This window comes from Amycolatopsis albispora (assembly GCF_003312875.1).
Lineage (GTDB): Bacteria > Actinomycetota > Actinomycetes > Mycobacteriales > Pseudonocardiaceae > Amycolatopsis > Amycolatopsis albispora.
On record NZ_CP015163.1, the window covers coordinates 1,592,232 to 1,617,128 of the forward strand.

Consider the following 24,897-nt stretch of genomic DNA (forward strand, 5'->3'; position numbering starts at 1 on the left):
TGGCGAGGGCCGCGAGCACGGCCCTCCGTCGCGACGACATCAGCGGATGGCCCGCAGGCCCGCGTTGGCGAACTGCTCGTCCAGGTCACCGCTGGGTGCGCCGCCGACGCCGATCGCCGCGATCGGCGCGCCGTTGGCGACCACCGGCACCCCGCCGCCGAGGAACAGCGTGCCCGGGATGTCCCGCACGGTCGGGCCGTTGCCCTGCGCGTTCTTGGCCAGCGCGGAGGTCGGCTGCCCGAACGAGACCGCGGTGAACGCCTTGCGTTTGGCCGACTCCTCGGTCTGCGGGCCCGCGCCGTCGCCCTTGAGCAGCGCGCGCACCACGCCCGAGCGGTCCATCACGGCCACCGTGACGCGCTGGCCGTTCTGCTCGGCGGCGTCCAGAGTGGCCTGTGCGGCGCGGATGGCCGCGTCGATGCTCAGCGTGCCGGTCTGGACCACGTTCTGCGCGGCGGCGGCGGGCTGCGGCTGCGGCGCGGGCTGGTCCTGGGCCTGCGCCACGCCGAAGCCGGTGGCGATGGCGACGGTCGCCACACCGGCGGTCATGCCGAGGGCCAGGCGGGTGCGGGTGGTGGTGGTCTTCATCGGTTTTCCCTTTCGTCCGGCGGGCTTTTCCCGTCCTGCCACGACTTTCCCGCGTCGCGGGCCCCGGCGAATCGGCGGCGGGTCGCGGGCTCCGGCGTCGTCCGGGCGACCCCGGCATCATCCGGACGATTGATGCGGCCCGGGTGAGCCGCGCTTACGATCACCGGGTCGTTCGGGTGACCGCCGAAAGGGCCGGAAAGGAGCGGAGATGGCACTGGCTGCCGCGGCCGGTGCGCGCAGCGCGCGGCTCAACGCCGCCATGCACGCCGGCTTCTTCCTGCTGCTCGCCGCTTCGGTGGCGCGGTTCGTCGGCACGCACGGGCTGCGTGGCGCCACCCCGCTGATCCTCGGGCTCACCGCCGGGCTCGCGGTGGTCTACGCGGCCGGTGTGCTGGCCTGGCCGGGGCTCGGCCGGTGGCGGCAGGCCTGGCTCGCGCTGGTGATCGTGACCTGGCTCGCGCTGGTGGTCGCCGCGCCGAGCTTCGCCTGGTGCGCGGTCCCGCTGTTCTTCGTCTGCCTGCAGCTGCTGCGGCCGCGGGTGGTGATCGTGGTGGTGGCGCTGCTCACCGTCGCGGTGATCCTCGCCCAGCTGCGGATCGCCACCGGCTTCGACCTCGGCCTGGTGCTCGCCCCGATCGCGGTCGCGCTGATGGCCACGGTCACCTTCCTGCAACTCGACCGGGACCGCACCGAGCAGCAGCAACTCGTGCGCGACCTGCTGCGCACCCGTGACGACCTGGCCGAGAGCCAGCGGGTGGCCGGGGTGGTGCAGGAACGCGAGCGGCTGGCCAGGGAGATCCACGACACGCTCGCCCAGGGCCTGTCCAGCATGCGGATGCTGCTGCAGGCGGCGCTGCGGTCGTGGTCGGCGGAACCCGAGCTGGCCCGCGCGCACGTCACCCGCGCGGTCGAAGCAGCCGGTGACAACCTCGCGGAGGCGCGGCGGTTCGTCCGCGACCTCGCCTCACCACGGCTCGACGGCACCGACCTCGCCGGAACGCTCTCCCAACTGGCCGAGCAGGCGGGCGCGGCGGGCGGGCCGACGGTCCGCTTCGCCACCAGCGGCACCCCGCACGCGCTGGACCCGCAGGTGGCGGCCGGTCTGCTGCGGGTGGCGCAGGGCGCGCTGGCCAACGTGACCGAGCACGCCGGTGCCTCCGAGGCGGCGGTGACGCTGACCTACCTGGGCGACCAGGTGGTGCTGGACGTCCGGGACGACGGCGCCGGCTTCGACCCGGACGCCGTGCGGGCCGCGCCCGGGCGCGGGTACGGGCTGCGGATGATGGCCGAGCGGGTGGCCGCGCTCGGTGGTTCGCTGGTGGTGGAGAGCGCGCCGGGTGAGGGCACCGCGCTCGCGGTCACCGCACCCGCCGGGGAGGCACGGTGACCATCCGGATCCTGATCGTCGACGACCACCCCGTGGTGCGAGCCGGGCTGGCCGCGCTGCTGGCCGGTGAGGACGACATGGAAGTCGTCGGTGAATGCGCCGGAGCGGACGAGGCCGTGCGGTTCGCCGCGGCCAACCGGCCCGACGTGGTGCTGATGGACCTCCAGCTCGGCGGCGGCCCGGACGGGGTGGACGCCACCAAGCGGCTGACCGCCCTGCCGGACGCCCCGCGGGTGCTGGTGCTGACCACCTACGACACCGAAGTGGACATCACCAGGGCGATGAACGCCGGCGCCACCGGTTACCTGCTCAAGGCCGGGCCGCCGGACGACCTGTTCCGCGGCATCCGCGCGGCCGCCCGCAGCGAAACGGCGCTGGCACCGCAGGTGGCGGCCCGGCTGGTCGGCCGCATGCGCGCGCCCGTGCCGGAGCTGAGCCCGCGGGAAACCGAGATCGTCCGGCTGCTCGCGGACGGGCTGAGCAATCGCGGGATCGCCGGGAAGCTGTTCATCTCCGAAGCCACCGTGAAAACCCACCTGACCCACATCTACGACAAGCTCGGCGTGGACAGCAGGGCGGCCGCCGTGGCCGTCGCCGCCGAGCGCCGGATCATCCGGATCGATTCGCGAGAGGCACCACGATGAACGACCTGCTCCTGCGCTCGGTGACGCTGCCGGACGGCACGGCCGCGGACCTGAAGATCACCGCGGGCCGCATCACCGAGGTCGGCCGTGACCTCACCGCGGACGGGCCGGTGGAGGACTGCGGTGGCGCGCTGGTGCTGCCCGGCCTGGTGGACGCGCACTGCCACGTGGACAAGACGCTGTGGGGCGGGCCGTGGGTGCCGCACTCGGCGTCGGGCGGGCTGGCCGACGTGATCGCGAACGAGCGGCGCCGCCGTGGTGAGCTGGGCATTCCGTCGCCGGTCTACATCGGAGCGCTGCTCGACGCGATGATCGCGAACGGCACCACGCACGCGCGCAGCCACGTCGACGTCGATCCCGGCGTCGGGCTCGGCGGGGTGGAGGCGGTGCGCGAGGCGCTGGCGCGGCGGAAGGGCCGGATCGACGTCGAGCTGGTCGCCTTCCCGCAGGAAGGGCTGCTGAGCAAGCCGGGCACGCTGGCCCTGCTGGAGGAGGCGGTGAAGTCCGGGGTCGAGCACGTCGGCGGGCTGGACCCGGCCGGCATCGACAACGACCCGGTCGGCCAGCTGGACGCGGTGTTCGGCATCGCGGACCGCCACGGCTGCGGGGTGGACATCCATCTGCACGACGAAGGGCCGCTCGGCGCCTGGCAGTTCGACCTGATCATCGAGCGGACCAGGGCGCTCGGGCTGACCGGCAAGGTCACCATCAGCCACGGGTTCGGCCTGTGCGGCGGGATTCCGGAGCGGCGGCAGGAACAGCTGGTGGCGGCGATGGCCGAACTGGGCATCAGCCTGACCACGGTGGCGCCGGTGACCAGGCCCGCCCCGCCGCTGCGCCGGATGGCCGCCGCCGGGGCGAACCTGGCCTGCGGCAACGACGGGGTGCGTGACCTGTGGTCGCCGTACGGCACCGGCGACATGCTGGAGCGCGCGCTGTTCCTCGCGCAGGGCTGCGGTTTCCGGCGCGACGAGGACATCGAACTCGCGCTCGACGCGGCCACTCACGGTGGTGCCAGGGCACTGCGGCTCGACGGCTACGGCCTGGCCGAGGGCTGTGTGGCCGATCTGTGCATTGTGGACGCACGGGTGCCCGCCGAGGCGGTGGCGGTCCGGCCGCCGCGCCGCCTGGTGGTCAAGGGCGGCGTGGTGGTGGCCCGCGACGGCCGCCCTACCTGATGCGCAGCTTCCGCATCAGCTTGAGCCCGGAAAGCATGCCCTTGACGTACTTGTCGTAGTCCTGTCCCGGGCGCGCGCCCATCACCTGCTTCTTCAGCACGGCCACCTGCTGCACGTCGGTGTACTTGAGCAGGCCCTGGTCGCCGTGGCGCGCGCCGACCCCGGAGGTCTTGACACCACCGGACGGGGTGCCCTTGGAGGCGTAGGCGGTGGCCAGGATGTCGTTGATGTTGACGTTGCCGGACTCGATGCGCGCGGCGACCGCACGCGCGGCGCCGAGGTCACCACCCCAGACCGAGGCGTTGAGGCCGTAGTCGGTGTCGTTGGCCAGCGCGACGGCCTCGTCGACCGTGCGGTACTTGTGCAGCGCGACCACGGGCCCGAAGGTTTCGGTGACCCCGCAGAGCATGTCCTTCGTGACGCCTTCGAGAATGGTCGGCTCGAAGAACGCCGGGCCGAGATCGGGACGCGGCTTGCCCCCGCAGAGCACGGTGGCGCCCTTGGCCACCGCATCGTCCACATGCGACTGGACGCGGCGCAGGTGGTCCACCGAGACCAGCGAGCCCATGTCGGGCCCGAAGTCGTAGGCGGCCCGCACGTCGAGTGCCTTCGCCTTGGCCACAAACGCGTCCTTGAACTCGTCGTACCGCGACTCCGGCAGGTAGATCCGCTCGATGTGCATGCAGATCTGGCCGGTGTTGCCGAACGCGCCGAAGATCGCGCCCTGCACGGTTTCGGCCAGGTCGGCGTCGTCGAGCACGATCATCGGGTTCTTGCCGCCGAGTTCGAGGCAGCAGCCGATCAGGTTGCGGCCCGCCCGCTCGCCGATCACCCGGCCGGTGGCGGTGGAGCCGGTGAACATCACGTAGTCGGCGTTGTCGATCAGCGTCGGGCCGACGTCCGGGCCCTCACCGCAGACCACCTGGAACAGGCCTTCGGGCAGCCCGGCTTCTTCGAGCAGCTGGATGCCGTAGAGCGGCGAGAGCGCGGTTTTGTTGTCGGGCTTGAGGATCACCGCGTTCCCGGCCATCAGCGCGGGCACGGCGTCGGAAATGCCGGTGGCGAACGGGAAGTTCCACGGCGCGATGATGCCGACCACGCCCTTCGGCTGCCGGATCTCGGTCGAGGTGGTCAGCAGCGGCACCGGGCCACCTCGGCGCACCGGCGCGAGCAGCTTGGCGGCTCGCCGAAGGTAGTGGCTCATCACCATCGCCGGATCGCAGGTCTCCTCGATCGCCATGCGCCGGTTCTTGCCGCTCTCCACCTGGATCAGGTCGGTGACCTGCGGCGCGCGGTCGACGAAGAGCGCGTGGGCCCGCTTGAACACCGCCAGCCGTTGCTTCAGCGGCGTGGCGGCCCACTTCTCCTGCGCGGCGCGGGCGACGGTAAACGCCTGCTCGATGTCCGCCGGTGCCGACTGAGGCAGCTCGACGAGCGTTTCACCGGTGTAGACCTCGGTGAGCTTCCAGGTCGCGCCGGTCGAACCGGGTACCCGGGCGACGAGCCGCCGCAGCCGTTCGTCGGTGACCGACGCCGGCCGGGTGAGCGCGAGCGGGGTGATGGTCATGGTGGTCTCCCCGTCAGTTGGTGCCGAGCACGAGCTGGGCGCCCATTTCGCCGATCATGATGCAGGGCGCGTTGGTGTTGCCGCCGGTGATCGACGGCATGATCGAGGCGTCGCAGACTCGCAGCCCTTCGACACCGCGGACCCTGAGGTCGGGGCCGACGACGGCGAGTTCGTCCACGCCCATCCGGCAGGTGCCGACGCCGTGGTACACCGACGTCGCGCGGTTGAGGATGGCGTCGCGCAGTTCCTGGCCGCGCAGGTCCTTGCCCGGGTGGATTTCTTCCTTGACCGAGCCGCCGAAAGCGCCGGAGGCGAAGATCTCTCGGGCCATTTCCGAGCCCTCGCCGAGCACTTCGAGGTCGGCCGGGTCGGACAGGTACTGCGGGTCGATGAGCGGCGCGGCCGCGGGATCCGCCGAGGCGAGCCGCAGCGTGCCCCGGCTCTTCGGATAGATCAGCGTGACCAGCACGGTGAGCGCGGTCCGCTTGTCCACGTCGTGCCGGATCGGCGCGTCCTGGTTGGGGGAGACGTAGGCCCACGGCAGCAGGTGCAGCTGCAGGTCGGGGACCGCGTCCGCCTGCGAGGTCCGGAGGAAGGCCACCGCCTCGAACACCGAGTTCGCCAGGAAGGTGGTGCCGGGCCGGAGCAGCTCCCGGACCATGCCGCGCGCGAAGTACGGTGGCGTGCCGGTGTTCCGGCTCGACGACACGTGGAAGGTCATCGCGTGGAACATGTGGTCGTGCAGGTTGTCCCCGACCGGCAGGTCCGCGACCACCTCGATGCCGTGGCTCTTCAGGTGCTCGGCGTGGCCGATCCCGGACAGCATGAGCAGCTGGGCCGAGCCGACGAAACCGGCGGAGAGAATGACCTCCTTGCCCGCGCGCACGGTCCGCGTGCCGCGCCCGTCGGCGACCTCGACGCCGACCGCGCGGCCGTGCTCGATGAGCACCTTCCGCACCAGCACGCCGGACTGGAGTTCGAGCGTCGGCGGGGCGAGGTGGTGGATGTAGCCGCGTGAGGCGCTGTAACGCAGGCCGTCGGCGGCGTTCTGCTGCATCCGGCTGACGCCCTCCTGTGACTCCGCGTTGTAGTCGTCGAGGATCTTGCAGCCGATGGTGTCGGCGGTCGCCTGGACGAACTGGAGCGAGCCCTCCTGCGGGATCTTGTTGCGGGTGACCCGGATCGGCCCGCCCGCGCCCCGGAACGCGTTCTCGCCGTCCTCGAAGTCCTCCATCCGCTTGTACGCGGCGTTCACGCTGTCCGCGTCCCAGCCGGTGTTGCCCTCGGCGGCCCAGGAGTCGAAGTTCGCGCGGTTGCCGCGGACGTAGACCATGCCGTTGATCGAACTGGAGCCGCCGACCACCTTCCCGCGCGGAACCGGCATCTTGCGGTCGAGCGCGTGCTTCTGCGGTACGGAGTAGAAACCCCAGTCGAACGGCCGCTTGAGCTGGGGAACCGCGTGCATCGGGCCGACCAGGCCGGGCTTTTTGACCATCATCTTCTGGTCGGTGCGACCGGCTTCGAGCACGATCACGCTCGCCCCCGACTCCGCCAGGCGGCCCGCGATCGCCGCCCCCGAGCTGCCCGACCCGACGACCACGTAGTCGGCTTCGTCGCCGCGCGGTGCCCTCTTCGCCATGTGCGCTCCTCGGTCCGGCCGCCACCGGAAACTGTAACCTGTTCTAGTTTTGCCTACGGTAGAGCGTTCCCACCCGGTCCGCAATGGCCCGCGGCGGCACGCGCGCGCGACGGCGGCCACGGCCTGTGCTCGACTGGTTACTCCGTATGATGTAATCGCTCGCGTCCGAGCACGGGGGAGGGGTGGCGAGGTGCCGGTCCGGCGTTGGGCGGTCGTCGCCGCGGTGAGCGTGCTGGTGGCGGTGGCGGTGTACCTGCTCGCCGTGTGGACGACCACCGGGCAGGTGCTGGAGAACGCGGCGCTGCGTGGTGCCGACGAAGCCGATCCGGGGGAGCGCGACGCCGCGGACCACGCCCTCGGGCAGATCACGGTGTACTCGCTGGCGGTCGCCGTGGTGGCGGTCGGCGTGGTCGGGATGCTGAGGCGGCGGCCCGCCCTCGCGTTCGCGGCGGTCGGGCTGATCGTCGCCGGGCAGGCGGTCACGCAGGTGCTCAAGCGGTTCCTGTTGCCGCGGCCCGCGTTGGTTCCGGTGTCCGAAGACTACGCGGCCAACAGCCTGCCCAGCGGGCACACCACGATCGCGATGACCGTGTTGTTCGCCGCGCTGCTCGTGGTGCCCTACCGGTGGCGCGGGGTGGCGTTGTTCTTCGTGCTGTCGTGGGCGGTCGGCATCGGGGCCTACACGGTCACCGCGAAATGGCACCGGCTGTCCGACACCGTGGCCGCCGACGCCCTTTCGCTGGCCGTGGCCTGCCTCGTGTCGTGGTGGCTGGTCCGGCGCGGGCTGGTGCGCCACCACGACGGGCCGCGGCGGATCCCGCGGGTGCTCATCGTGGCGTTCACCGTGCTGGCCGGACTGGTTTTCCTGGTGCTGGGCGGAATCCTGCTCGTCGTGCCGCTCGCCGAGCAGGGCCTGGCCGCGACGGTGTCCGGCGACGCCTACGTCGTCTACCTGGCGGCGAACTCGCTCGCGTCGTTCTTCTCCATCGCGACCGCGCTGGTGTTCCTGGCGGCCTGGCGCAGGCTGGAGGTCGCGTGAACCCGCTGGTGCTGCCGTTCCTCGCCGCGGCGGCGTGCTTCCTGGTGTTCCTGGTCAGCTTCCTGCGTGACCGGCGCAGGCTGCGGCACGGCTTCTACCTGTTCTTCACCCTGGTGTTCCTCGCCGTGGGAGTGCTGATGGTGGTCGCCTCGGTGTCCGAGGACGCGGCCGCCGTCCTGCTGTTCGCGGGGCTCGCGCTGATCCCGCTGACCGTGCTGGCGCTCGGGATCTTCCTGATCTGCAACGGAATCACCATGCTCCGGCGCGAAGGACGCCGACTGGCCAACCTGCTTTCGCTCGCCGCCGGGGTCGGCATCATCGCGTTCGTCCCGGTGAACTTCGCGGTCGGGCGGATCGGCTGGAAACCGCTGGAGGTGCTCACCATGACGGTGAACTCCCTGCTGTTCTACGTGTCGTTCCTGTTCGTCTGCTTCCTGCTGTACTCGATCGTCTACGGCCGGATCCGCAGCCGCCGCCGGGTGGACTTCGTCGTGGTGCTCGGCGCCGGGCTGCTCGGCGGCAACCGGGTTCCGCCGCTGCTGGCGGGCAGGCTGGACCGCGGCCGCCGCGCGTTCGACGCCGCCCGCGCCCGCGGTGCCGACCCGATGATCGTCACCTCCGGCGGGCAGGGGCCGGACGAGGACCTGCCCGAAGCCCGCGCCATGGCCGCGTACCTGGCCGAGCGCGGGGTGCCGCGCGAGAAGATCCTGCTGGAGGACCGGTCGCGGACCACCTGGGAGAACCTGACCTTCAGCAGGGACCTGATGACCACGCACCGGCCGGAGCACCGGTGCGTGGTCGTGACGAACAACTTCCACGTGCTGCGGGCCGCCCTGCTCGCGCGCAAGGCCAGGCTGAACGGCCAGGTGATCGGCGCGCCGACCGCCTGGTACTTCTGGCCCAGCGCCACCATCCGCGAGTTCATCGCGGTGTTCGCCGCGCACCGCGGGATCAACTTCACGGTGTGCGGGCTGATCGTGGTGTCGCACGTGCTCGGCGCGTTGTGATCTCGGGGTCGAACGGACCACACCGCGCGCGTGCCAGGTCGATTACGGTCATGGGGTGAGCGGCATCGGCAAGTGGAACCTGAGCGTCGGCGCCGTCCTGGTGGGGGCGGCCGTGGTGTGCTCCGTGCTGGACCTGATCTCGGCGGCGGTGGTCATCGGCATCCTGGGCATGCTCGGCGTCAGCGTCGCCGGTTACGACGCGCTCTACAACTGGGCGGAACGCACCGAACTCCGCCGCCGCGGCGCCAAGGCCGGGCCGGACGGCGAATCCCGCTAGTCCAAATCGGACAGATCGAGCACGAAGCGGTAGCGGACGTCGTTGCGGTCGAGGCGGTCGAGTGCCTCGCCCACCCTGGCCGACGGGAGGACTTCGACGTCGGCGGTGAGGCCGTGCGTGGCGCAGAAGCCGAGCATGCCGGCGGTCTCCCGGCGGCCGCCGCTGCCCGCGGAACTGAGCTTCTTGCGGCCGATGAGCAGATCGAGCGTCTCGACGGTGACCGGGCCGAGGTGCCCGAGCTGGCTGAGCGTGCCGTCCATGGCGACCAGCTTCAGGTACGGGCCGAGGTCGTGGGGCACCGGAACGGTGTCCAGCACGACGTCGAACCGGTCCCTGGCCGCCGCCAGTTCGCCGTCGTCGGCGGAGACGACGAAGTCGTGCGCGCCGAGGCGGGCCGCCTCGGCCGCGCGGTCCGCCGACCGGCTGACCACCGTGGTTTCCGCGCCGAGTGCCACGGCGAACTTGACCGCGAGATGGCCGAGGCCGCCCAGCCCGCACACCGCGACCCGGGTGCCCGGCCCGGCGCCGAGCGCGCGCAGCGGTTCCCACACCGTGATCCCGGCGCACATCAGCGGTGCCGTGGCGGCGGGGTCGAGCCCGGCGGGCAGCCGGTAGGCGAACCGGTCGCGGACGACGTACTCGCGTGAATAGCCGCCGAGGGTGGGGGTCCCGTCGTGGCGGTCCGTGCCGCCGTAGGTCAGCGTCGGGAACTCGCGGCAGAAGTTCTCCTGGCCCGCCGCGCACGGGGCGCACTCGCCGCACGAGTCGACGATGTTGCCGACGGCGACGCGGTCACCGGGGCGGAAGCCGGTCACGTCCGGCCCGGTCTCGGTCACCACGCCGGTGAACTCGTGGCCGGGCACCAGCAGGCCGTCGCCGTGCGCCCGGATGGCGTGCAGGTCGGTGTGGCAGACCCCGCAGTGGTCCACGCGCACCGCGAGGTCGTCGCGACGCAGGTCGCGGCGGGGGAGCGAAGTCCGGCGCAGGGTGGTGCCGGGGCCCTGGGCCCGCCAGCCGGTGGTGGTTCTCATGCCGCTCCTCAGAATAAACAGACTGTTCGGTCTATCTCAGCGTAACCGGGGGCGGCCGGAAAGCCAACCGACTGGTCTGTCTCTAAGCTGGGGCGGTGTCCGACCAGCAGCTGACCGCCAGGGGCGCGGCGACCAAGCAGCGCATCATCGACGTCGCCACCCGTGAGTTCGCCGAGCACGGCATCGCCGGCGCGCGCGTCGAACGGATCGTCGCCGCGGCACGCACCAACAAGGCCCAGCTCTACGGCTACTTCGGCAGCAAGGAGGGGCTGTTCGACGCGATCTTCGCCGGTTCGCTCGAGCGGATCGTCAACGTGGTGCCCATCGACGCCGCGGACCTGGCGGACTGGGCGGTCCGGCTCTACGACGAGTACCTCCGCCGCCCCGACCTCATCCGGCTCGCCACCTGGGCCCGCCTCGAGCGGCGGCCCAGCGGCCACCTCGTCGACGACAACGAGCGCCTCGACGACGGCAAACTGCGTGCCATCGCCGAGGCGCAGGCCGCCGGACTGGTCCGGCGGGGCGAGCCGTTCGACCTGATGGCGATGGTCATCGCCATGTCCATGGCCTGGTCGCCGGTCAGCAACGTCTACGCGGCCACCGCCGACGAGCCCGACGGCGTTCACGACCGCCGCCGGGCGCTGCTGCGGGAAAGCGTCCGCCGCGCGGTGGCCCCGGACTGAGCCGTTACGCGGAGAAGGCCGCCCGTCCCTGGGTGGCCGACGTGCCGAGGTCGCTCTTGGGCAGCGGCTCGCCCGCGCGCACGGCGGCGGCCCAGGCATCGGTGGTGGCGACCGCGGCGAAGTTCGAGTTGAACAACACGAGCAGCGTCTCGTGGACCTGCTGGGCGGAGGCCTTCCCGGCGTCGTTGGCGAGGTGGATCGCGCCGGTGGCGTCGGACAGCAGTTCGGCGGACAGGCCTAGGGCCTCGGCCGAGACGGCGGTCGCGATGTCGCAGTTGTTCGTCATGTAACCGACGATCGTCACGGTGTCGACCTGCTGCCCGGCCAGCCAGTCCGCCACCTCGGTGCCGGTGAACACGCTGGAACTGCCCTTCGTGACACGCAGCCAGGACGGCTTGGCGCGCTTCTCGATCTCCGGGTGGAGTTCCCAGCCCGGCGAGCCCGCGGCGAACAGCGGCGCGTCCTCGGGCAGCTCGTGCTGGACCACGACAACCGGCAGGCCCTGCTCCTCGGCCAGGTCGATCGCGCGGGCGATGTTCGCCAGCGACTGGTCGCGGGGCGGGTACTGGACTTCGAGCACGCCGTCGAAGTACTCCTGCTGGACGTCGACAACGATCAGGGCGCGGCGCGGTGTGGCCATGGTGCGGATTTCCTTTGCTGGATCGGATTGGTACCTCCATCCTCCGGGCCCCGGCCGCGTACAGTGAGTGGCACAGAAGACGACTTTCGATGGATTTGGGACAGCATGCGGATCGCCATTCACGCCTTCGACGGCATCACGATGTTCCACCTCTCCGCGCCCCTGCTCGTCTTCGGTGAGGTCCGCAGGCAGGGGCTCGCGCCGGACTGGGAGACCACCATCTGGTCGGACGACCGGCGCGCGGTGCGCACCGAGGAAGGCGCCGTCATCGACGATCTCGCCGGACGCGAAGCCACGGCGTCGGCCGACCTGCTGGTGTTTCCCTCGTGGCACACCGACTTGCGTCCGGCGGAGGGCGACCTGCTCGACGTGATCCGGTCCGCGCACGGCCGCGGTGCCCGGATCGCGGGTCTCTGCCTGGGTGCCTTCCCGGTCGCCGACAGCAGCTTGCTCGACGGGCGCAGCGCGGTGACCCACTGGGGCGCGTCGAGCGACCTCGCGCGGCGCCGGCCCGCGGTGGAGGTCAATCCCGACGCGCTGTACGTCGACCACGGTGACGTGCTCACCTCAGCGGGCACGGCGTCCGCGATCGACGCCTGCCTCCACCTGCTCCGCGCGCGGGCAGGCACCGACGTCGCGGCGCGGGTCGCGCGGCACCTCGTGGTCGCGCCTCATCGCGACGGCGGCCAGGCGCAGTACGTCGACCGGCCGGTGCCCGAGCCGGACGCCAGCACCCCGCTCGGCCCCACGATCGACTGGGCGCTGGCGAACCTCGACCGTCCGCTCCCCGTGGAGGATCTCGCCGAGCACGCCGGGATGAGCAGGCGGAACTTCACCCGCCGGTTCATCGAGGTGATGGGCTCTACCCCGGCCCGATGGGTGCTCGCGCGCCGGCTCGACGAGTCGCGCCGCCTGCTGGAGACCACCACGTGGTCCATCGAACGGGTCGCGCGCACCTGCGGGTTCGGCAGCGTGGTGACCTTCCGGCAGAACTTCGTCGCCGCCTACGCGACCACGCCGACGTCCTACCGGCACCGGTTCACCGCACCCGCGCTCAGCCGGTGAGCACGGGCCGCTTCTCGCGCACCAGGCCGTACATGGCCGCCGAAACCAGCATGATGCCGCCCGCCACCCAGGTCGCGACGGCCCAGTCGCCCGTGGCGTCCCGCAGCACACCGCTGACGACCGGGCTGGCCACCGCGCCGATCTCGGAGACCAGGTTGAGCATGCCGAAGGCCGACCCGCGCTGCTTCTCCGGCACCAGGTCGCCGGTGATGCCCTGGGCGATCGGCTGCAGCGCGTTGAAGAACAGCCCGGAGCAGAACAGGATCAGCCCGAGCAGCAGCAGCGACGGCTCGCTGCCGCCGCTGATCGACAGCGCGAACACAAACACCAGCAGCGAATACACCACACTGAACACGATCAGCAGCGGCTTGCGGCCCACGCCGCGACGCAGGGCCCGGTCCGCGAGCCAGCCGCCGACCGGGAAGCCGATGATGCCCGCGCCCGCGTTGAACGCGGCGGTGAGCGCCGCGGCCAGCAGCGAGCTGTCGGCCGCCTCCCGCACGATCTCGACCGACCAGAAGCTGAAGAACCACAGGTTCCACAGGATCGCGATGTAGGCCACGTAGATGATGACGATGTCGCGACCGAGCAAAGTGGACGCTTCGGGGGTGCGCCGGATCCTGGCCACGATCACGCCGATCACCAGCACCGCGAGCAGGCCGGAGCCGATCGCGGTGCCCCAGGTCGGCCAGCGCAGCTCGTCGGCGAGGATGAACAGCCCGAGCACCGCGACCAGCAGCGGCGCCGACACCGCGAGCAGGCGCAGCAAGGGCGGTCCCAGCCGGAGCGCGCCGCCGAGGTGCCGGTGGAAGAAGTACCAGCACGCCAGCGCCACCAGCACCGAAACCGCCGCGAACACCAGGAACGGCATCCGCCACGAGCCGATCCCCATGCCGAGCGAGGCACCCCAGTCGATCAGCAGCGGGGTGCAGATCAGGCCGAGCGTGAGCCCGATGGACAGCCCGGAGATCACCACGCCGAGGCCGAGCGTCCGTTTCGCCGGCGGCGTGTGGTTGAGGATCAGCGTGCGGTCGTTCGAGTAGAACACGCCCTCGCCGAGCCCGGTGAGCACGCGGGCGCCGACAAAGGCGATGAGCCCCACGACGATGCCGGACACCGCGGTCATCACGGCCGCCCACAGCAGCGACAGCACGATCATCTCGCGATGCCCGAACCGGTCGCCGAGCCGCCCGCCCGGGTACTGCGTGAGCATGTAGCCGGTGAAGAACAGGGAGCCGACGAGCCCGCCCAGTGCGCGCGGATCGCTGGCCTCGCCGATGAAGCCGACCTTGTTCTCGATCATCCAGCTGATCACCGGGCCGGTCAGCGTGCGGTCGGCGTAACTGACGATCCAGCCGAGCAGCAGGACCAGCCAGAGTGCCCGGTACGGCTTGCGCGGCGCGTCGTCCGTGGACAGGAACGTGGTCGGCTCTGACCGTGTCATGCGCCAGGAGCTAACCACAGATCACCCGGCCCGCCTGCCCGGCATTCCGGTGATCGGAACGCGGGAAAGCCTTTCACCAGGTGAAAACCGCCGTGGTCCCCGGAAGCCGGGGACCGCACAGTGCGGATACCCACCACGCAGCGAAGGAGCCGAGTCGATGACGACCGCCGCCCGGAACCAGTGGTACGTGGCCGCCTACTCCGCCGAGGTCGGCCGCGAACTGCTCGGCAGGACCATCTGCGACGAGCCGATCGTGTTCTACCGCACGGAAAGCGGCGAGGCCGTCGCGCTGGCCGACCGCTGCGTGCACCGGCGGTACCCGCTGTCGGAGAGCAGGCTCGACGGCGACACCATCGTGTGCGGTTACCACGGTTTCACCTACGACAAGTCCGGCACGTGCGTGTTCGTACCGGGGCAGAAACGCGTTCCGCGCACCGCGCGGGTGCCCGGTTATCCGCTGGTCGAGCAGGACTCGTTCGTCTGGGTCTGGATCGGTGACCGGGAACTGGCCGACCCGGCGCGCATCCCGCGCGCGCCGTGGTTCGCCGATCCCGCCTACACCACCGTGCGCGGGCTGGAACCGCTCGCGGCGCGCTACGAGCTGCTCGTGGACAACCTGATGGACCTTTCCCACGAGACCTACCTGCACGGCGGGTACATCGGCACGCCGGAGGTGGCGAACACGCCGATCACCACCGAGGTGGACGAGGAGAACGAGGTCATCTACGTCAGCAGGCACATGGACGACGCGGAATGCCCGTCGTTCTACGCCGAGTCGACCGGCCTGCGTGGCCGGATCACCCGCTGGCAGGACATCGAATACCACCCGCCGTGCCTGTACCTGCTGCACAGCCGGATCGCGCCGGTCGGTTCGGTGCCGGAGCCCGACGGGTCCGATCCGGACGCCTTCCACGTCGAGGTCGGCTACGCCATCACCCCGGAAACCGCCCACTCGACGCACGACTTCTGGTTCGTGGCCAGGGATTTCGCGCTGGACGACCAGAACGTGTCGGACTTCCTGGCGAAGAGCAACCGCACGGTGGTGCTGCAGGACGTCACCGCGCTGGACATCCTGGAGCAGGTCATCCAGCGCGAACCCGATGGCTACCAGGAACTGTCGATCAACATCGACACCGGCGGGCTCGCCGCGCGCCGGTTCCTCAAGCGCATGGTCGAACGCGGCACCGCGGTGCGCACATGACCGCGGTGCTGCGGGGCGACTCCGTCCACCGCATCCACTGGGTGCTCGGCACCGACCGGCTGCGCGCGGTCTGCCACTGCGGTGCCGAGCGGGAGTTCGAAGATCCGGTGGTGCTGTGGGACTGGCTGCTCGCCCATCCGGACGGCCATCGGCCGGAGGGACAGCGATGACCGGCCTGGTGGTGGCACGCAAGGAAAAGCTCGCCGAGGACGTGGCCGGGCTGACGCTGCGCGACCCCTCGGGGGCGCCGGTGCCCGCGTGGACGCCCGGCGCGCACATCGACCTGTGCCTGCCCGGCGGCCTGGAGCGGCAGTACTCGCTGTGCGGGGATCCCGCCGACCGCTCGGCGTGGTCGATCGCCGTGCTGTGTGAACCCGACTCCCGGGGCGGCTCGGCGTTTGTCCACAACGGACTGTCCGAAGGCGACGTCGTGCGCGTCCGGGGGCCGCGCAACAACTTCCCGCTCGTCCCGGCTTCGCGGTACCTCTTCGTGGCGGGCGGCATCGGGATCACGCCGATCGTGCCCATGGTCGCCGAAGCCGACGCGCGTGGTGCGGACTGGCGGCTCTGCTACGGCGGGCGCACCCGCGCGTCGATGGCGTTCGCGGGCGAACTGACCGCCAAGTACGGCGACCGGGTGACCGTGTTGCCGCAGGACGAGCACGGCCTGCTCCCGCTCGACACGCTGCTCGACAGCACCGCGGCGGTCTACTGCTGTGGACCCGAGGCGCTGATCCAGGCGGTCGAAGCCCGGTGCGCCGGCGTGCACGTCGAGCGCTTCACGCCGAAGCAGGACACCGGAGAGCGCACGGCCTTCGAGGTCGAACTGGCGAACTCCGGGCGCACCCTGCACGTGCCCGCGGACCGGTCGATCCTCGAGACGGTCGAAGCGGCGGGCGTGCCCGTGTTGTCGTCCTGCCGGGAAGGCACCTGCGGCACGTGCGAGACCGAGGTGCTCGGTGGCACCCCCGACCACCGCGATTCGCTGCTCACCGAGGCGGAACGCGCCTCCGGTGAGACGATGATGATCTGCGTGTCGCGGTCGTGCGGGCCGCGGCTGGTGCTCGAGTTGTAGACGGGAAGGGCGATGGGCGAGGAGGCCCGGTCGGTGACGGCCAAGGTGCTCGCGCTGCTCGACGCCTTCACCCCGGCGACGCCGGACCTGTCGCTGTCGGAGCTGGCCCGCCGTGCCGGGGTGTCGCTGCCGACCGCGCACCGGCGCGTCGCCGAACTCGTGGAATGGGGCGCGCTCGAACGTGGCGCCGACGGCCGGTACCGGGTCGGCCTGCGGTTGTGGGAGGTCGCGTCGCTGGCGCCACGCGGGCTCGGGCTGCGTGACGTCGCGATGCCGTTCCTCGAGGACCTGTACGAGGTGACGCACGAGAACGTGCAACTCGCGGTCCGTGAAGGACTCGAACTCGTGTTCGTCGAGCGCATCGCGGGCAGGCAGGCGGTGCCCGTGCGCACGCGGGTCGGCGGGCGGTTCGCGCTGCACGCGACGGGCGTCGGGTTGGTGCTGCTCGCGCACGCGCCCGCGGACGTGCAGGAACAGGCCCTGGCCGCGCCGCTGCGGTCGTACACGTCGAAGACGATGACCGCGCCGGACCGGCTGCGCGAGGTGCTGGCCGCGGTGCGCCGCAACGGGTACGCGGTGAGCGACGGGCAGGTGACGCTCGACGCGCTGTCGGTCGCCGCGCCCATCCGCGGCCACGGTGACGAGGTGGTCGCCGCGGTGTCGATCGTGGTGCGCGCCGGAACCGCCGAGCCGATGACGCTCGTGCCGCTCGTGCAGGCCGCCGGGCGCGGGATCTCGCGGATGCTGCCGTCGCGGGACGGGCGGGCAGGTTCCGGTGGCGGATCGGGCAACGCCCGCCGTGGCGAGCCGGGCGGGCCGCCGGGTTCGGGTTGACTGCCCGGGAAAGGCAGAGGTCCGAATTCAGGGGGCAGGGCAGGTCGTGGGCAATCCGCTGGTAGCCGAAGTCCAGGACTCGACCACGGCGATCTCGGGCATTCCGATCCTGGAGTCGATCGACGAGACCAGCAAGGCGATCCAGAGTGGTGACTGGGCGGCCGGAGTGCTCGGTGCCGCCGGGACCGCGCTGGATGCCCTCGGCATGGCGATGGATCCGTTCGGGTCGATCTTGGCGGCCGGGGTTGGCTGGTTGATGGAGCATGTCGGGCCGTTGTCGGATGCGCTGGACGCGCTGACCGGGAACCCGGATGAGATCAAGGCGCATTCGGAGACGTGGAAGAACGTCGGCACCGAGCTGTCCTCGATCAGTGCTGATCTGGCCAAGATGATCGAGGCGGACACGGCGTCCTGGATCGGCCCGGCCGGGGATGCGTATCGGACGCGGGGTGCTGATACCGCGACGTTGATCAGTGGGGCGCAGTCGGCTGCCGAGGGTGCTTCGAGTGGGATCGGTACGGCGGGTGAGGTCGTCGGTGCGGTGCGGTCGCTGGTGCGGGACATCATCGCGGAGTTGGTCGGGCATCTGATCAGCTGGGCGTTGCAGGTGTTGTTCACCCTGGGGATCGGGTTGGCGTGGGTGGTGCCGCAGGTGGTGGCGGCGGTGGCCAAGACCGCGGCGAAGATCGCCGACATCACCAAGAAGCTGGTGGACGCGATCCGCAAGCTGTCGCCGCTGTTGAAGAAGCTGACCGATTCCTTCGGTGAAGCCTCCCAGGCGCTGAAGAACATCAAGGGCGGCAAGGTCGACAAGCCCGACACCGTGCGCTCCGGCCCCGACACCACGCCGAGCGATGCCCCGCCCACCCCGAAACCGCCGCCCGGCCAGAGCAACGGCGGCGGTGGCGGTGGCAGCACCTCGCCGAGTTCCTCGCCGGACACGCCGAAATCCCCGCCGCCGAACAACAGCAACGGCGACGGCGCCACCACGTCCAGCGGCGCGAAAACCGAGCCGCCGCCGAGCCCTCCGCAGCCCAAGCCCAATCCCACCCCGGAGCCGCCACCGGCGAGCCGGGGGCTGGACGGCCCGGCCACCACGCCGTCGGGCGCCCAGGGTGGCTCGAAGGGCGGTGCCCCGGGCAAGGGCAACGGCCAGGACCCGGCGAAGACCAGGGAGCAGCAGAGCAAGCCCACCGAGTTCGACCCGATCGACGTGGTGACCGGCGACGTGCTGCTCACCGAGGACGACCTGGTGGTGCCGGGCGCGCTCGGCGAGCTGATCACCCGCAACCACGTGTCGTCCTACCGCGCGGGCCGCTGGTTCGGCCGGTCGTGGGCGTCCCTTGTGGACGAACGGCTGGAGATCGCGGGCGGGCAGGTGCGGTACCACTCGGCGGACGCGATGGAGCTGCTGTTCCCGGTGCCCGTGCCGGGAACCGAGGTGAGCGCCCGGTACGGGCCGCTGCGCCTGCTGCACGCCGACGGCCCCGACTACGTGCTCACCGATCCCGGGCGCGGCCTGCACCGCCGGTTCACCCGGGTCGGCGACGAGCACCTGCTGCGCGAGGTTCGCACCGAGGACGGCGAGTTCGTCGAGCTGGACCGCGCCGCCGACGGCGCTCCCGTGCTGCTGCGGCATTCCGGCGGTGCCCGGATCGCCTTCGACACCGCCGACGGCCGGGTCCGTGCCGTCCGCGCGCTGTCGGATTCGGGTGACGTGCCGGTCGCCGCTTACGACTACGACCAGTACGGGCACCTGGCGCGGCGCACCAACTCCACGCCACGCCCGACGCTCTACGACCACGACGCGGACGGCAGGCTGCTCGGCTGGACCGACACCAACGGCGCCTGGTTCCGCTACCTCTACGACCACGCGGGCCGGTGCGTGCGCACGGTCGGCGACCAGGGCTTCTTCGACGGCTCGCTCAGCTACGCCGACGGCCGCACCACGACCACCGACTCGCTGGGCCACCAGAAGGTCTTCGAGTACGACGAGGCCGGGAACCTGCTGGCCGAAACCGACAAGCTCGGTGGTGTCGTCCGCCGCGAATGGGGGCCGCACAACCTGCTGGTGGCGCGGTCGGACCAGCTCGGCAGGCGGACGGAGTTCGAACACGACGAAGCCGGGATCCTGCGTGCGGTGCGTCGTCCGGACGGCAGCCGCGTGCTGATCGTCGAGCGCACGGACACCGAGCTGCTCATCGAAGTGACCGTGGACGGCCGCGCGTTCCGGCGTCGCTACACCGCGCCGGTACCCGATCCCTACACCGAACCGCTCGGGGTGTTCGAGGACATCGAAAATCTGCCGCTGGACGAAGGCCGGAACCCCGGTCCCGAGCCGGTCGCGCCGGAACTCGACCTGTTCGGCCGGGCACGCGTGCTGCGGACGCCCGCTGGGCAGACCACGCTGAGCTGGACCGTCGAAGGGAAGCTGCGCGCGACGATCGGCCCGGACGGCGCTCGGCAGCAGTGGACTTACGACGGTGAAGGCGACGTCGCTTCGCACACCGACGCGCTGAACCGGGTGGAGCTGACCGAGCACGGCCCGTTCGGCATCGTCACCGCCACCACCGACGCCGCCGGGGCACGCACCACGCGCCGTTACGACACCGAGCTGCGGCTGCTGGCCGTGACCAATCCCGCCGGGCAGACCTGGGAGTACACCTACGACGCCGAAGGCAGACTGGTGGCCCAGCGTGACTTCGACGGCCGGGTGACGCGCTGCGCGTACGACGCCGCCGGGCAGCTGACGAGCCTGGTGAACCCGGCGGGGGAGACCGTCGAGTACCGCTACGACGCACTGGGCAACCTCCTCGAACGCATCAGCGCCGGAGGCACCGAGAGCTACCGCTACGACCCGGTGGGCAGGCTCGTGCACGCCACCGGCACCGACGTGGAACTCGTGCTGGAGCACGACGAGCAGGGCCGCGTGGTGCGGCAGACCACCGGCGGGCGCACCACCACCTTCGCCTACGAAGACGGTTCCGCCATCGCCCGGCGCACACCGTCCGGTGTGGACGTTCAGTGGGTGCGCGGACAGGACGGCCTGGACACGCTGACCGTCGCGGGCGCCACGCTGAGCTTCCAGCGGGACGCCGCCGGACGCCCGGTGGCCGTCAGCGCCGGGGCGAACCTGTTGGTACAGCAGGAGTTCGACCCCGCCGGGCGACTGGCCGGGCAGCACACGCCCGCCGGGCAGCGGCGTTACCACCGCCGCCCGGACGGCAGCATCGCCGAGCGGGTGGACCCGGCGGGCGGTGCGCGGTACGAGTTCGACCCGGTGGGGCGGATCGCCGCGGTGCACAGCCCGGCCGGGGTGGAGCGCTACGCCTACGACGTGACCGGCAACCTGATCTCGTCGTCGCCGGGAACCGGGGTGGAAGCCGGGCCGCGGCAGTACGCCGGTGGCGAGCTGCGGGCCGCGGGCGCGGTGCGCTACGCCTACGACGCGCGGGGCAGGCTGGTCCAGCGGACCGTCACCGACCCCGCACGCGGCGCCCTGACCTGGGCCTTCACCTGGGACGTGCAGGACCGCCTGACCGGCGTCCGCACCCCGGACGGCAGCCGGTGGCGTTACCGGTACGACGCGCTGGACCGCCGCGTGGCCAAGCAGCGGCTGGACCCGGCGGGCGGGATCGCGGAGCAGGTCGAGTTCACCTGGGACGGCAACGCGCTGGTCGAGGCGCGGCACACGGTGGGCGGGGTGCCCGCGGGCACGCTGACCTGGGTGCACCACCCCGACGACGAGCGGCCGGTGGCGCAGGCGTTCACCGCGCCGGACGGCACCACCCGGCTGGCGGCGCTGGTCACCGACGACGTCGGCACGCCGGTCGAGCTGGTCGCGGCGGACACCGGCGCGGTGCGGCCGCTGCGCACGAGCCTGTTCGGCCTGGTGCGCGCGGGCGACGGCGACGCGACCCCGCTGCGCTTCCCCGGTCAGTACCACGACACCGAGACCGGGCTGCACTACAACGTCTACCGGTACTACGACCCGGCGAACGGCCGTTACCTCTCGCCGGACCCGCTCGGGCTCGAACCGGCGCCGAACCCGCTGACCTACGTGGCGGACCCGCTGACGGCTTCGGACCCGCTCGGCCTGACCGGCTTCGGCGGGTCCGGTTCGGACCGGCTGGCCGCGAAGTACGCCGCGCAGCAAGGCCAGCAGGCCACGCAGAGCGGTCCGCCCAGCTCCGGTGGTGGCAAGTGCAAGAAGCAGCCGCGGCCGAGGCCCGGGTTCAACCCGATGGGCGGCAGGCCCGCCAAGGGTGGCGCGGCGGGCGGCACCGGTTCCGCGCCGCCGGCGGCGCCGGGCAAGTTCGGGCAGCACCAGAACTCGATCGACAACCCGACCGGCCCGAAGCACCCGACCGGCCGGACCCAGTCGCAGGCCGGGGCGCTGGAGGACAGCAAGCCGCAGACCCTGGACGGGAGCAAGAACTACGGCGACCAGGGCAGCAAGCCGAAGCCGGGCGAGAACACCGACGTGATCGAGCTGAACGACGCCGCGCGCAACGGGAAGCTCAACCCGGAACTGCAGAAGCAGATGGACGACATGGGACTGTCCAAACGGGACGAGCCGTTCATCCGAGGCCACCTGCGCAACGACAACCTGGGTGGGCCGGGCACGTCGGACAACCTGACTCCGTTGAGCCACAACGCCAACTCGAAGATGCAGGGCTCGTTCGAAGGGCCGCTGAAGAACACCGACGGCTGGCTGAACAACATGCGGGACAACCTGCCGTCCCACGAGGAACTGGCGAAGAAGTGGGGCGAGAAGGACGCCAAGACCATTCGCGAGGACCTGAACAAGCTCGAGGCCGAGTACAACGTGGGGCTGAGCAAGGACTACAAGTACCCCAACTCGACCAACGGATTCGAGCAGTCACTGCGTGACCACCTGGTGCTCAATGCGGAGTGGAAGCACGATCTGAGCGATGCCACGAAGGCGTACCTGGCAGCCAACCCGGACAAGCTGAACACCATGCCGATGTACCCGCCCGCCGGCACCAAGCTGGACACGGTCACCGGCGAAATGAAAACCCCGGACGGCAACGTGTACAACGCGGCCGAGGCCAAGGCCGCCCGCCGCAACGAGTTCCGGGACATCCTGAACGACCGCCTCGACGCAATGGACGTCGACTAGTGCTGTCGAGCCGGCGCTACTGAAAGCCCGTTGACCTGATCGCCGGGGTCGCCGTAGGATGGCGGCCTCGGCGCGAGTCAGGGTGTCTGCCCAGCGCCTGAGTTCGGTTGCGGTGCACCGGTTCTGCCCGCGAACCCGTCGCAGTACCCCCCAACCCGTCCCGGCCGGACGGGTGGTTCGGCATGCCCACGAAACGGAGTGAACAACCATGAGCACCACCAGGATCACCAGCGGAACCGAGCGGACGCTCCTCGAGAACACGCTCGACCGCAACCGCGAAGCGCTGATCGAGACCGCCCGCGGGCTGTCCGAAGCCGACGCCCGCCGTCGGCTGGTCGCCTCGCTGACCACGCCGATTTCCCTGCTCAAGCACGCCGCCGCCGCGGAACGGATCTGGTTCCAGCGGTTCTGGGCCGGCCTCGGCGAGTCCGAATGCGACGGTTACGCCGCCCGCGACCTGGGCACCTTCGCCGTCCGCGACGACGAAACGCTGGCCGACGTGATCGCCGAGTTCGAACGCGCGAGCCGCCGGTCACGGGAGATCGCCGCCGGGTTCGACCTCGACGACACCAGGGAAATCCCCGACGAGGGCACGATCAGCCTGCGGTTCACGCTGCTCGCGATGATCGAGGAGTTCGCCCGGCACGCCGGGCACGGCGACATCCTCCGCGAGCAACTCGATCAAACCCAGTCGGGTAAGGTGTGACGCCGTAAGTGCAAACCCTGGTCAGCGCCAGGTTGGTGGTTGGAGCGTGCTGGCCGTCCCGCGCGTGCGCGGGTACGGACAACGTGAGGAACAACCACCCATGCACGAAAACGATCAGCTCATTGCCCTGTTCCGCGAGCACGTCGCGCCGTCCGCCCCGCTGGACGAGGTCGACGCGGCGGCGGCGCGGATCACGGCCGCCGTCGGCGGCTCCAGCCCGCACCTGCCGTTGACCGCGCTGGTCGCGGGCGCCTACCAGGTGCTGCTGCGGCGGTTGCCGCGGGCGGCGGCCCGGTCGCTGGTGGCCAAGGCGTTCCACGAGCCCATGCGGCCCTACGTGCACGACGGCACCAAGGCCGCGCTGGACGCCGCCGACGATCCGTTCACCGTGATCACCGGCTTCTCCAAGGACCGCGAGGAGAACTACTTCGGCGACGACTTCGTGTTCAGCCGGGTCGAGGACTCCTCGCGGTACCTCGTCGACGTGCACCGGTGCTTCTACGTGCGGGTGCTCGAAATCGCGGGCGTGCCCGAACTGGGCACGGTGTTCTGCGAGTTCGACGCGGCCTGGATCAGCGCGATCGACCGCGACCGGCACGGAGTGGACTTCGAGCGGCCGACGACGATCGCGCGTGGCGGCGCGACCTGCCCGTTCCACTTCCGCCGGGTGACGCCGGATTCGCCCTAAGCCGCAGGCGGTTCACGGCCTGGGGAACCGGCGCACCCATCGGCGTTGCCAAGGCGTTTCGACGGCTCGCGGACTGTGGTGCCGCCGGGTCCAGGCCACGGCGTCCGCCGGGTCGGTGCCGGCGAGAACGGCGAGGCAGGCGAGAACGGTGCCGGTCCGGCCGACACCGCCCGCGCAGGCGACCTCGACCGCCTCGCCGGCGCGCGCCCGGTCGTGGAGGGCGCGGATCTCCCGGATGGCCGCGTCGCGGTCGCGGGGCAGCCAGAAGTCCGGCCACTGGAGCCAGGTGTGCGGCCAGTGCAGCCCGGCGTCGTGCTCGCGGCGGAGGCGGCGGGAACCCAGGTACAGGCCGAAATCCGGTGTCGGACCGGGCGGCAGCGGGCGGCGGAGGCCACGTCCCCGGACCCACGAGCCGTCCGGCAACTGGAGACTACCGGGCAGGCTCATCGGGCCACGCTCCCCGCACGCTGACGGGCACGGTGGTTGGCGACGTTCACGCGGTTGCCGCAGCGGTCCGGCGTGCAGTAGCGGCGGCGGCCCGCGCGGCTGGTGTCCGCGAACACGCCACGGCAGCCGGTGGCGTCGCAGGCGCGGAAGCGGTCGTGGCCGAGCACCCGGACCACACCGAGCAGGCTGACGCCGAAGAGCGCGGCCAGTTCGTCGGCGAGCGGGGCGCCGGGTGCGGTGGGCACGTGCCACTGCCACCGGTCGTCGCCGTCCCGGCGCAGCACCGGGCCGAGCGCGGCCCGGCGGGCGAGCACGTGCCCGCCCGCGACGGCCTGGTCGGCCGTCTCGGTCTCCAGAATGCCGCGCACCTCGCGGCGCAGGAGCTGCACGCCGAAGAGGTCTTCGCCGGTCGGCTCGCGCTCCGCGACGGCGTCCGGGTACACGTGGTGCTCGGCCAGGAAGCCGGCGAGCGCTTCGGGCGTGGGCAGGCCGTCCCCGTCCGGCCGGACCGTCGGTGAGGTGTTGACCAGATCCGTCGCCACGGCGGCGCCGGTGGGGTAGTCGTTCAGCGGGATGTCCACGCCCGTCCTTCCCGTAAGGCTAAAAGTGATCTT

The 24,897-nt window shown here is 71.5% G+C and carries 23 protein-coding genes; 15 read left to right on the forward strand and 8 right to left on the reverse strand.

Annotated elements, in window-relative coordinates; translation table 11 throughout:
- Window positions 1-39 precede the first annotated feature (39 nt).
- A complete protein-coding gene (locus A4R43_RS07730; protein WP_113691689.1) occupies window positions 40-588 on the reverse strand; it encodes a GlcG/HbpS family heme-binding protein in 549 nt (182 codons plus the stop codon).
- A 208-nt stretch (window positions 589-796) separates the two neighbouring features.
- On the opposite strand from A4R43_RS07730, the gene A4R43_RS07735 reads away from it, so the two are divergent.
- From A4R43_RS07735 to A4R43_RS07745, 3 genes are read left to right on the forward strand one after another with little or no spacing between them, the layout of a single operon-like run.
- Window positions 797-1,975, forward strand: a complete 1,179-nt coding sequence (locus tag A4R43_RS07735) for a sensor histidine kinase (protein WP_113691690.1) — start codon at window positions 797-799, stop codon at window positions 1,973-1,975.
- Window positions 1,972-2,619, forward strand: coding sequence for a response regulator (locus tag A4R43_RS07740; RefSeq protein ID WP_113691691.1), 648 nt, complete (start codon window positions 1,972-1,974; stop codon window positions 2,617-2,619). The genes A4R43_RS07735 and A4R43_RS07740 overlap by 4 nt, the downstream gene beginning before the upstream one ends.
- Window positions 2,616-3,797, forward strand: a complete 1,182-nt coding sequence (locus A4R43_RS07745) for an amidohydrolase family protein (RefSeq protein ID WP_113691692.1) — start codon at window positions 2,616-2,618, stop codon at window positions 3,795-3,797. The genes A4R43_RS07740 and A4R43_RS07745 overlap by 4 nt, the downstream gene beginning before the upstream one ends.
- Here the strand turns inward: A4R43_RS07745 and A4R43_RS07750 are convergent.
- Window positions 3,790-5,364: a succinic semialdehyde dehydrogenase gene (locus A4R43_RS07750; protein ID WP_113691693.1), complete on the reverse strand. Its 1,575-nt coding sequence runs from the start codon at window positions 5,362-5,364 to the stop codon at window positions 3,790-3,792. The two genes, A4R43_RS07745 and A4R43_RS07750, sit on opposite strands and share 8 nt — an antisense overlap.
- A gap of 13 nt (window positions 5,365-5,377) precedes the next feature.
- On the reverse strand, window positions 5,378-7,003 hold the full coding sequence (locus tag A4R43_RS07755; protein WP_113691694.1) for a GMC family oxidoreductase: 1,626 nt from the start codon (window positions 7,001-7,003) through the stop codon (window positions 5,378-5,380).
- Window positions 7,004-7,193: 190 nt separating this feature from the next.
- Here A4R43_RS07755 and A4R43_RS07760 point away from each other — a divergent pair, with 190 nt between their 5' ends.
- Genes A4R43_RS07760 through A4R43_RS07770 form a run of 3 tightly spaced genes read left to right on the forward strand, consistent with a single transcriptional unit; the run spans window position 7,194 to window position 9,326 of the window.
- A complete protein-coding gene (locus tag A4R43_RS07760; RefSeq protein ID WP_236808828.1) occupies window positions 7,194-8,042 on the forward strand; it encodes a phosphatase PAP2 family protein in 849 nt (282 codons plus the stop codon).
- Entirely contained in the window at window positions 8,039-9,049 is a 1,011-nt protein-coding gene (locus A4R43_RS07765; RefSeq protein WP_236808830.1) for a YdcF family protein, read from the forward strand. The genes A4R43_RS07760 and A4R43_RS07765 overlap by 4 nt, the downstream gene beginning before the upstream one ends.
- 55 nt (window positions 9,050-9,104) lie before the next feature.
- Complete coding sequence (locus A4R43_RS07770; RefSeq protein ID WP_113691695.1) at window positions 9,105-9,326, forward strand: hypothetical protein; 222 nt, start codon at window positions 9,105-9,107, stop codon at window positions 9,324-9,326.
- Here A4R43_RS07770 and A4R43_RS07775 read toward each other — a convergent pair.
- On the reverse strand, window positions 9,323-10,357 hold the full coding sequence (locus tag A4R43_RS07775; protein WP_113691696.1) for an NAD(P)-dependent alcohol dehydrogenase: 1,035 nt from the start codon (window positions 10,355-10,357) through the stop codon (window positions 9,323-9,325). The two genes, A4R43_RS07770 and A4R43_RS07775, sit on opposite strands and share 4 nt — an antisense overlap.
- Window positions 10,358-10,452: 95 nt before the next feature.
- Between A4R43_RS07775 and A4R43_RS07780 the strand changes: the two genes are divergently transcribed.
- Entirely contained in the window at window positions 10,453-11,040 is a 588-nt protein-coding gene (locus A4R43_RS07780) for a TetR/AcrR family transcriptional regulator (protein WP_113691697.1), read from the forward strand.
- A 4-nt stretch (window positions 11,041-11,044) separates the two neighbouring features.
- Here A4R43_RS07780 and A4R43_RS07785 read toward each other — a convergent pair whose 3' ends face one another.
- Complete coding sequence (locus A4R43_RS07785; RefSeq protein WP_113691698.1) at window positions 11,045-11,680, reverse strand: isochorismatase family protein; 636 nt, start codon at window positions 11,678-11,680, stop codon at window positions 11,045-11,047.
- 105 nt (window positions 11,681-11,785) lie between these two features.
- Between A4R43_RS07785 and A4R43_RS07790 the strand changes: the two genes are divergently transcribed.
- A complete protein-coding gene (locus A4R43_RS07790; protein WP_113691699.1) occupies window positions 11,786-12,745 on the forward strand; it encodes a GlxA family transcriptional regulator in 960 nt (319 codons plus the stop codon).
- Here A4R43_RS07790 and A4R43_RS07795 read toward each other — a convergent pair.
- Window positions 12,735-14,189 (reverse strand): MFS transporter, encoded by a 1,455-nt coding sequence (locus A4R43_RS07795; RefSeq protein ID WP_113691700.1) that lies wholly within the window; start codon window positions 14,187-14,189, stop codon window positions 12,735-12,737. The genes A4R43_RS07790 and A4R43_RS07795 overlap by 11 nt on opposite strands.
- 157 nt (window positions 14,190-14,346) lie before the next feature.
- Here A4R43_RS07795 and A4R43_RS07800 point away from each other — a divergent pair, with 157 nt between their 5' ends.
- The 7 genes from A4R43_RS07800 (at window position 14,347) to A4R43_RS07830 (ending at window position 23,836) form a co-directional block, all read left to right on the forward strand.
- Window positions 14,347-15,390 carry an aromatic ring-hydroxylating dioxygenase subunit alpha gene (locus tag A4R43_RS07800; RefSeq protein ID WP_113691701.1) on the forward strand — a complete coding sequence of 348 codons (1,044 nt, stop codon included), beginning with the start codon at window positions 14,347-14,349 and terminating at the stop codon, window positions 15,388-15,390.
- The gene (locus A4R43_RS43190; RefSeq protein ID WP_113691702.1) at window positions 15,387-15,560 is read left to right on the forward strand and encodes a hypothetical protein; all 174 of its coding nucleotides are present in this window, start codon (window positions 15,387-15,389) and stop codon (window positions 15,558-15,560) included. Before A4R43_RS07800 ends, A4R43_RS43190 begins: the two co-directional genes overlap by 4 nt.
- Window positions 15,557-16,465, forward strand: a complete 909-nt coding sequence (locus A4R43_RS07810) for a PDR/VanB family oxidoreductase (RefSeq protein ID WP_113691703.1) — start codon at window positions 15,557-15,559, stop codon at window positions 16,463-16,465. Before A4R43_RS43190 ends, A4R43_RS07810 begins: the two co-directional genes overlap by 4 nt.
- A 12-nt stretch (window positions 16,466-16,477) precedes the next feature.
- Window positions 16,478-17,299 (forward strand): IclR family transcriptional regulator, encoded by an 822-nt coding sequence (locus A4R43_RS07815; protein WP_236808831.1) that lies wholly within the window; start codon window positions 16,478-16,480, stop codon window positions 17,297-17,299.
- Window positions 17,300-17,345: 46 nt separating this feature from the next.
- On the forward strand, window positions 17,346-22,442 hold the full coding sequence (locus tag A4R43_RS07820) for an RHS repeat-associated core domain-containing protein (RefSeq protein WP_236808832.1): 5,097 nt from the start codon (window positions 17,346-17,348) through the stop codon (window positions 22,440-22,442).
- A 208-nt stretch (window positions 22,443-22,650) separates the two neighbouring features.
- Window positions 22,651-23,148, forward strand: a complete 498-nt coding sequence (locus A4R43_RS07825; RefSeq protein WP_113691704.1) for a DinB family protein — start codon at window positions 22,651-22,653, stop codon at window positions 23,146-23,148.
- A 100-nt stretch (window positions 23,149-23,248) separates the two neighbouring features.
- Window positions 23,249-23,836 (forward strand): L-2-amino-thiazoline-4-carboxylic acid hydrolase, encoded by a 588-nt coding sequence (locus tag A4R43_RS07830; RefSeq protein ID WP_113691705.1) that lies wholly within the window; start codon window positions 23,249-23,251, stop codon window positions 23,834-23,836.
- 12 nt (window positions 23,837-23,848) lie between these two features.
- Here the strand turns inward: A4R43_RS07830 and A4R43_RS07835 are convergent, their stop codons facing one another.
- A complete protein-coding gene (locus A4R43_RS07835) occupies window positions 23,849-24,283 on the reverse strand; it encodes a protein-tyrosine phosphatase family protein (RefSeq protein WP_113691706.1) in 435 nt (144 codons plus the stop codon).
- A complete protein-coding gene (locus tag A4R43_RS07840) occupies window positions 24,280-24,864 on the reverse strand; it encodes a CGNR zinc finger domain-containing protein (RefSeq protein WP_113691707.1) in 585 nt (194 codons plus the stop codon). The genes A4R43_RS07835 and A4R43_RS07840 overlap by 4 nt, the downstream gene beginning before the upstream one ends.
- Window positions 24,865-24,897 lie beyond the last annotated feature (33 nt).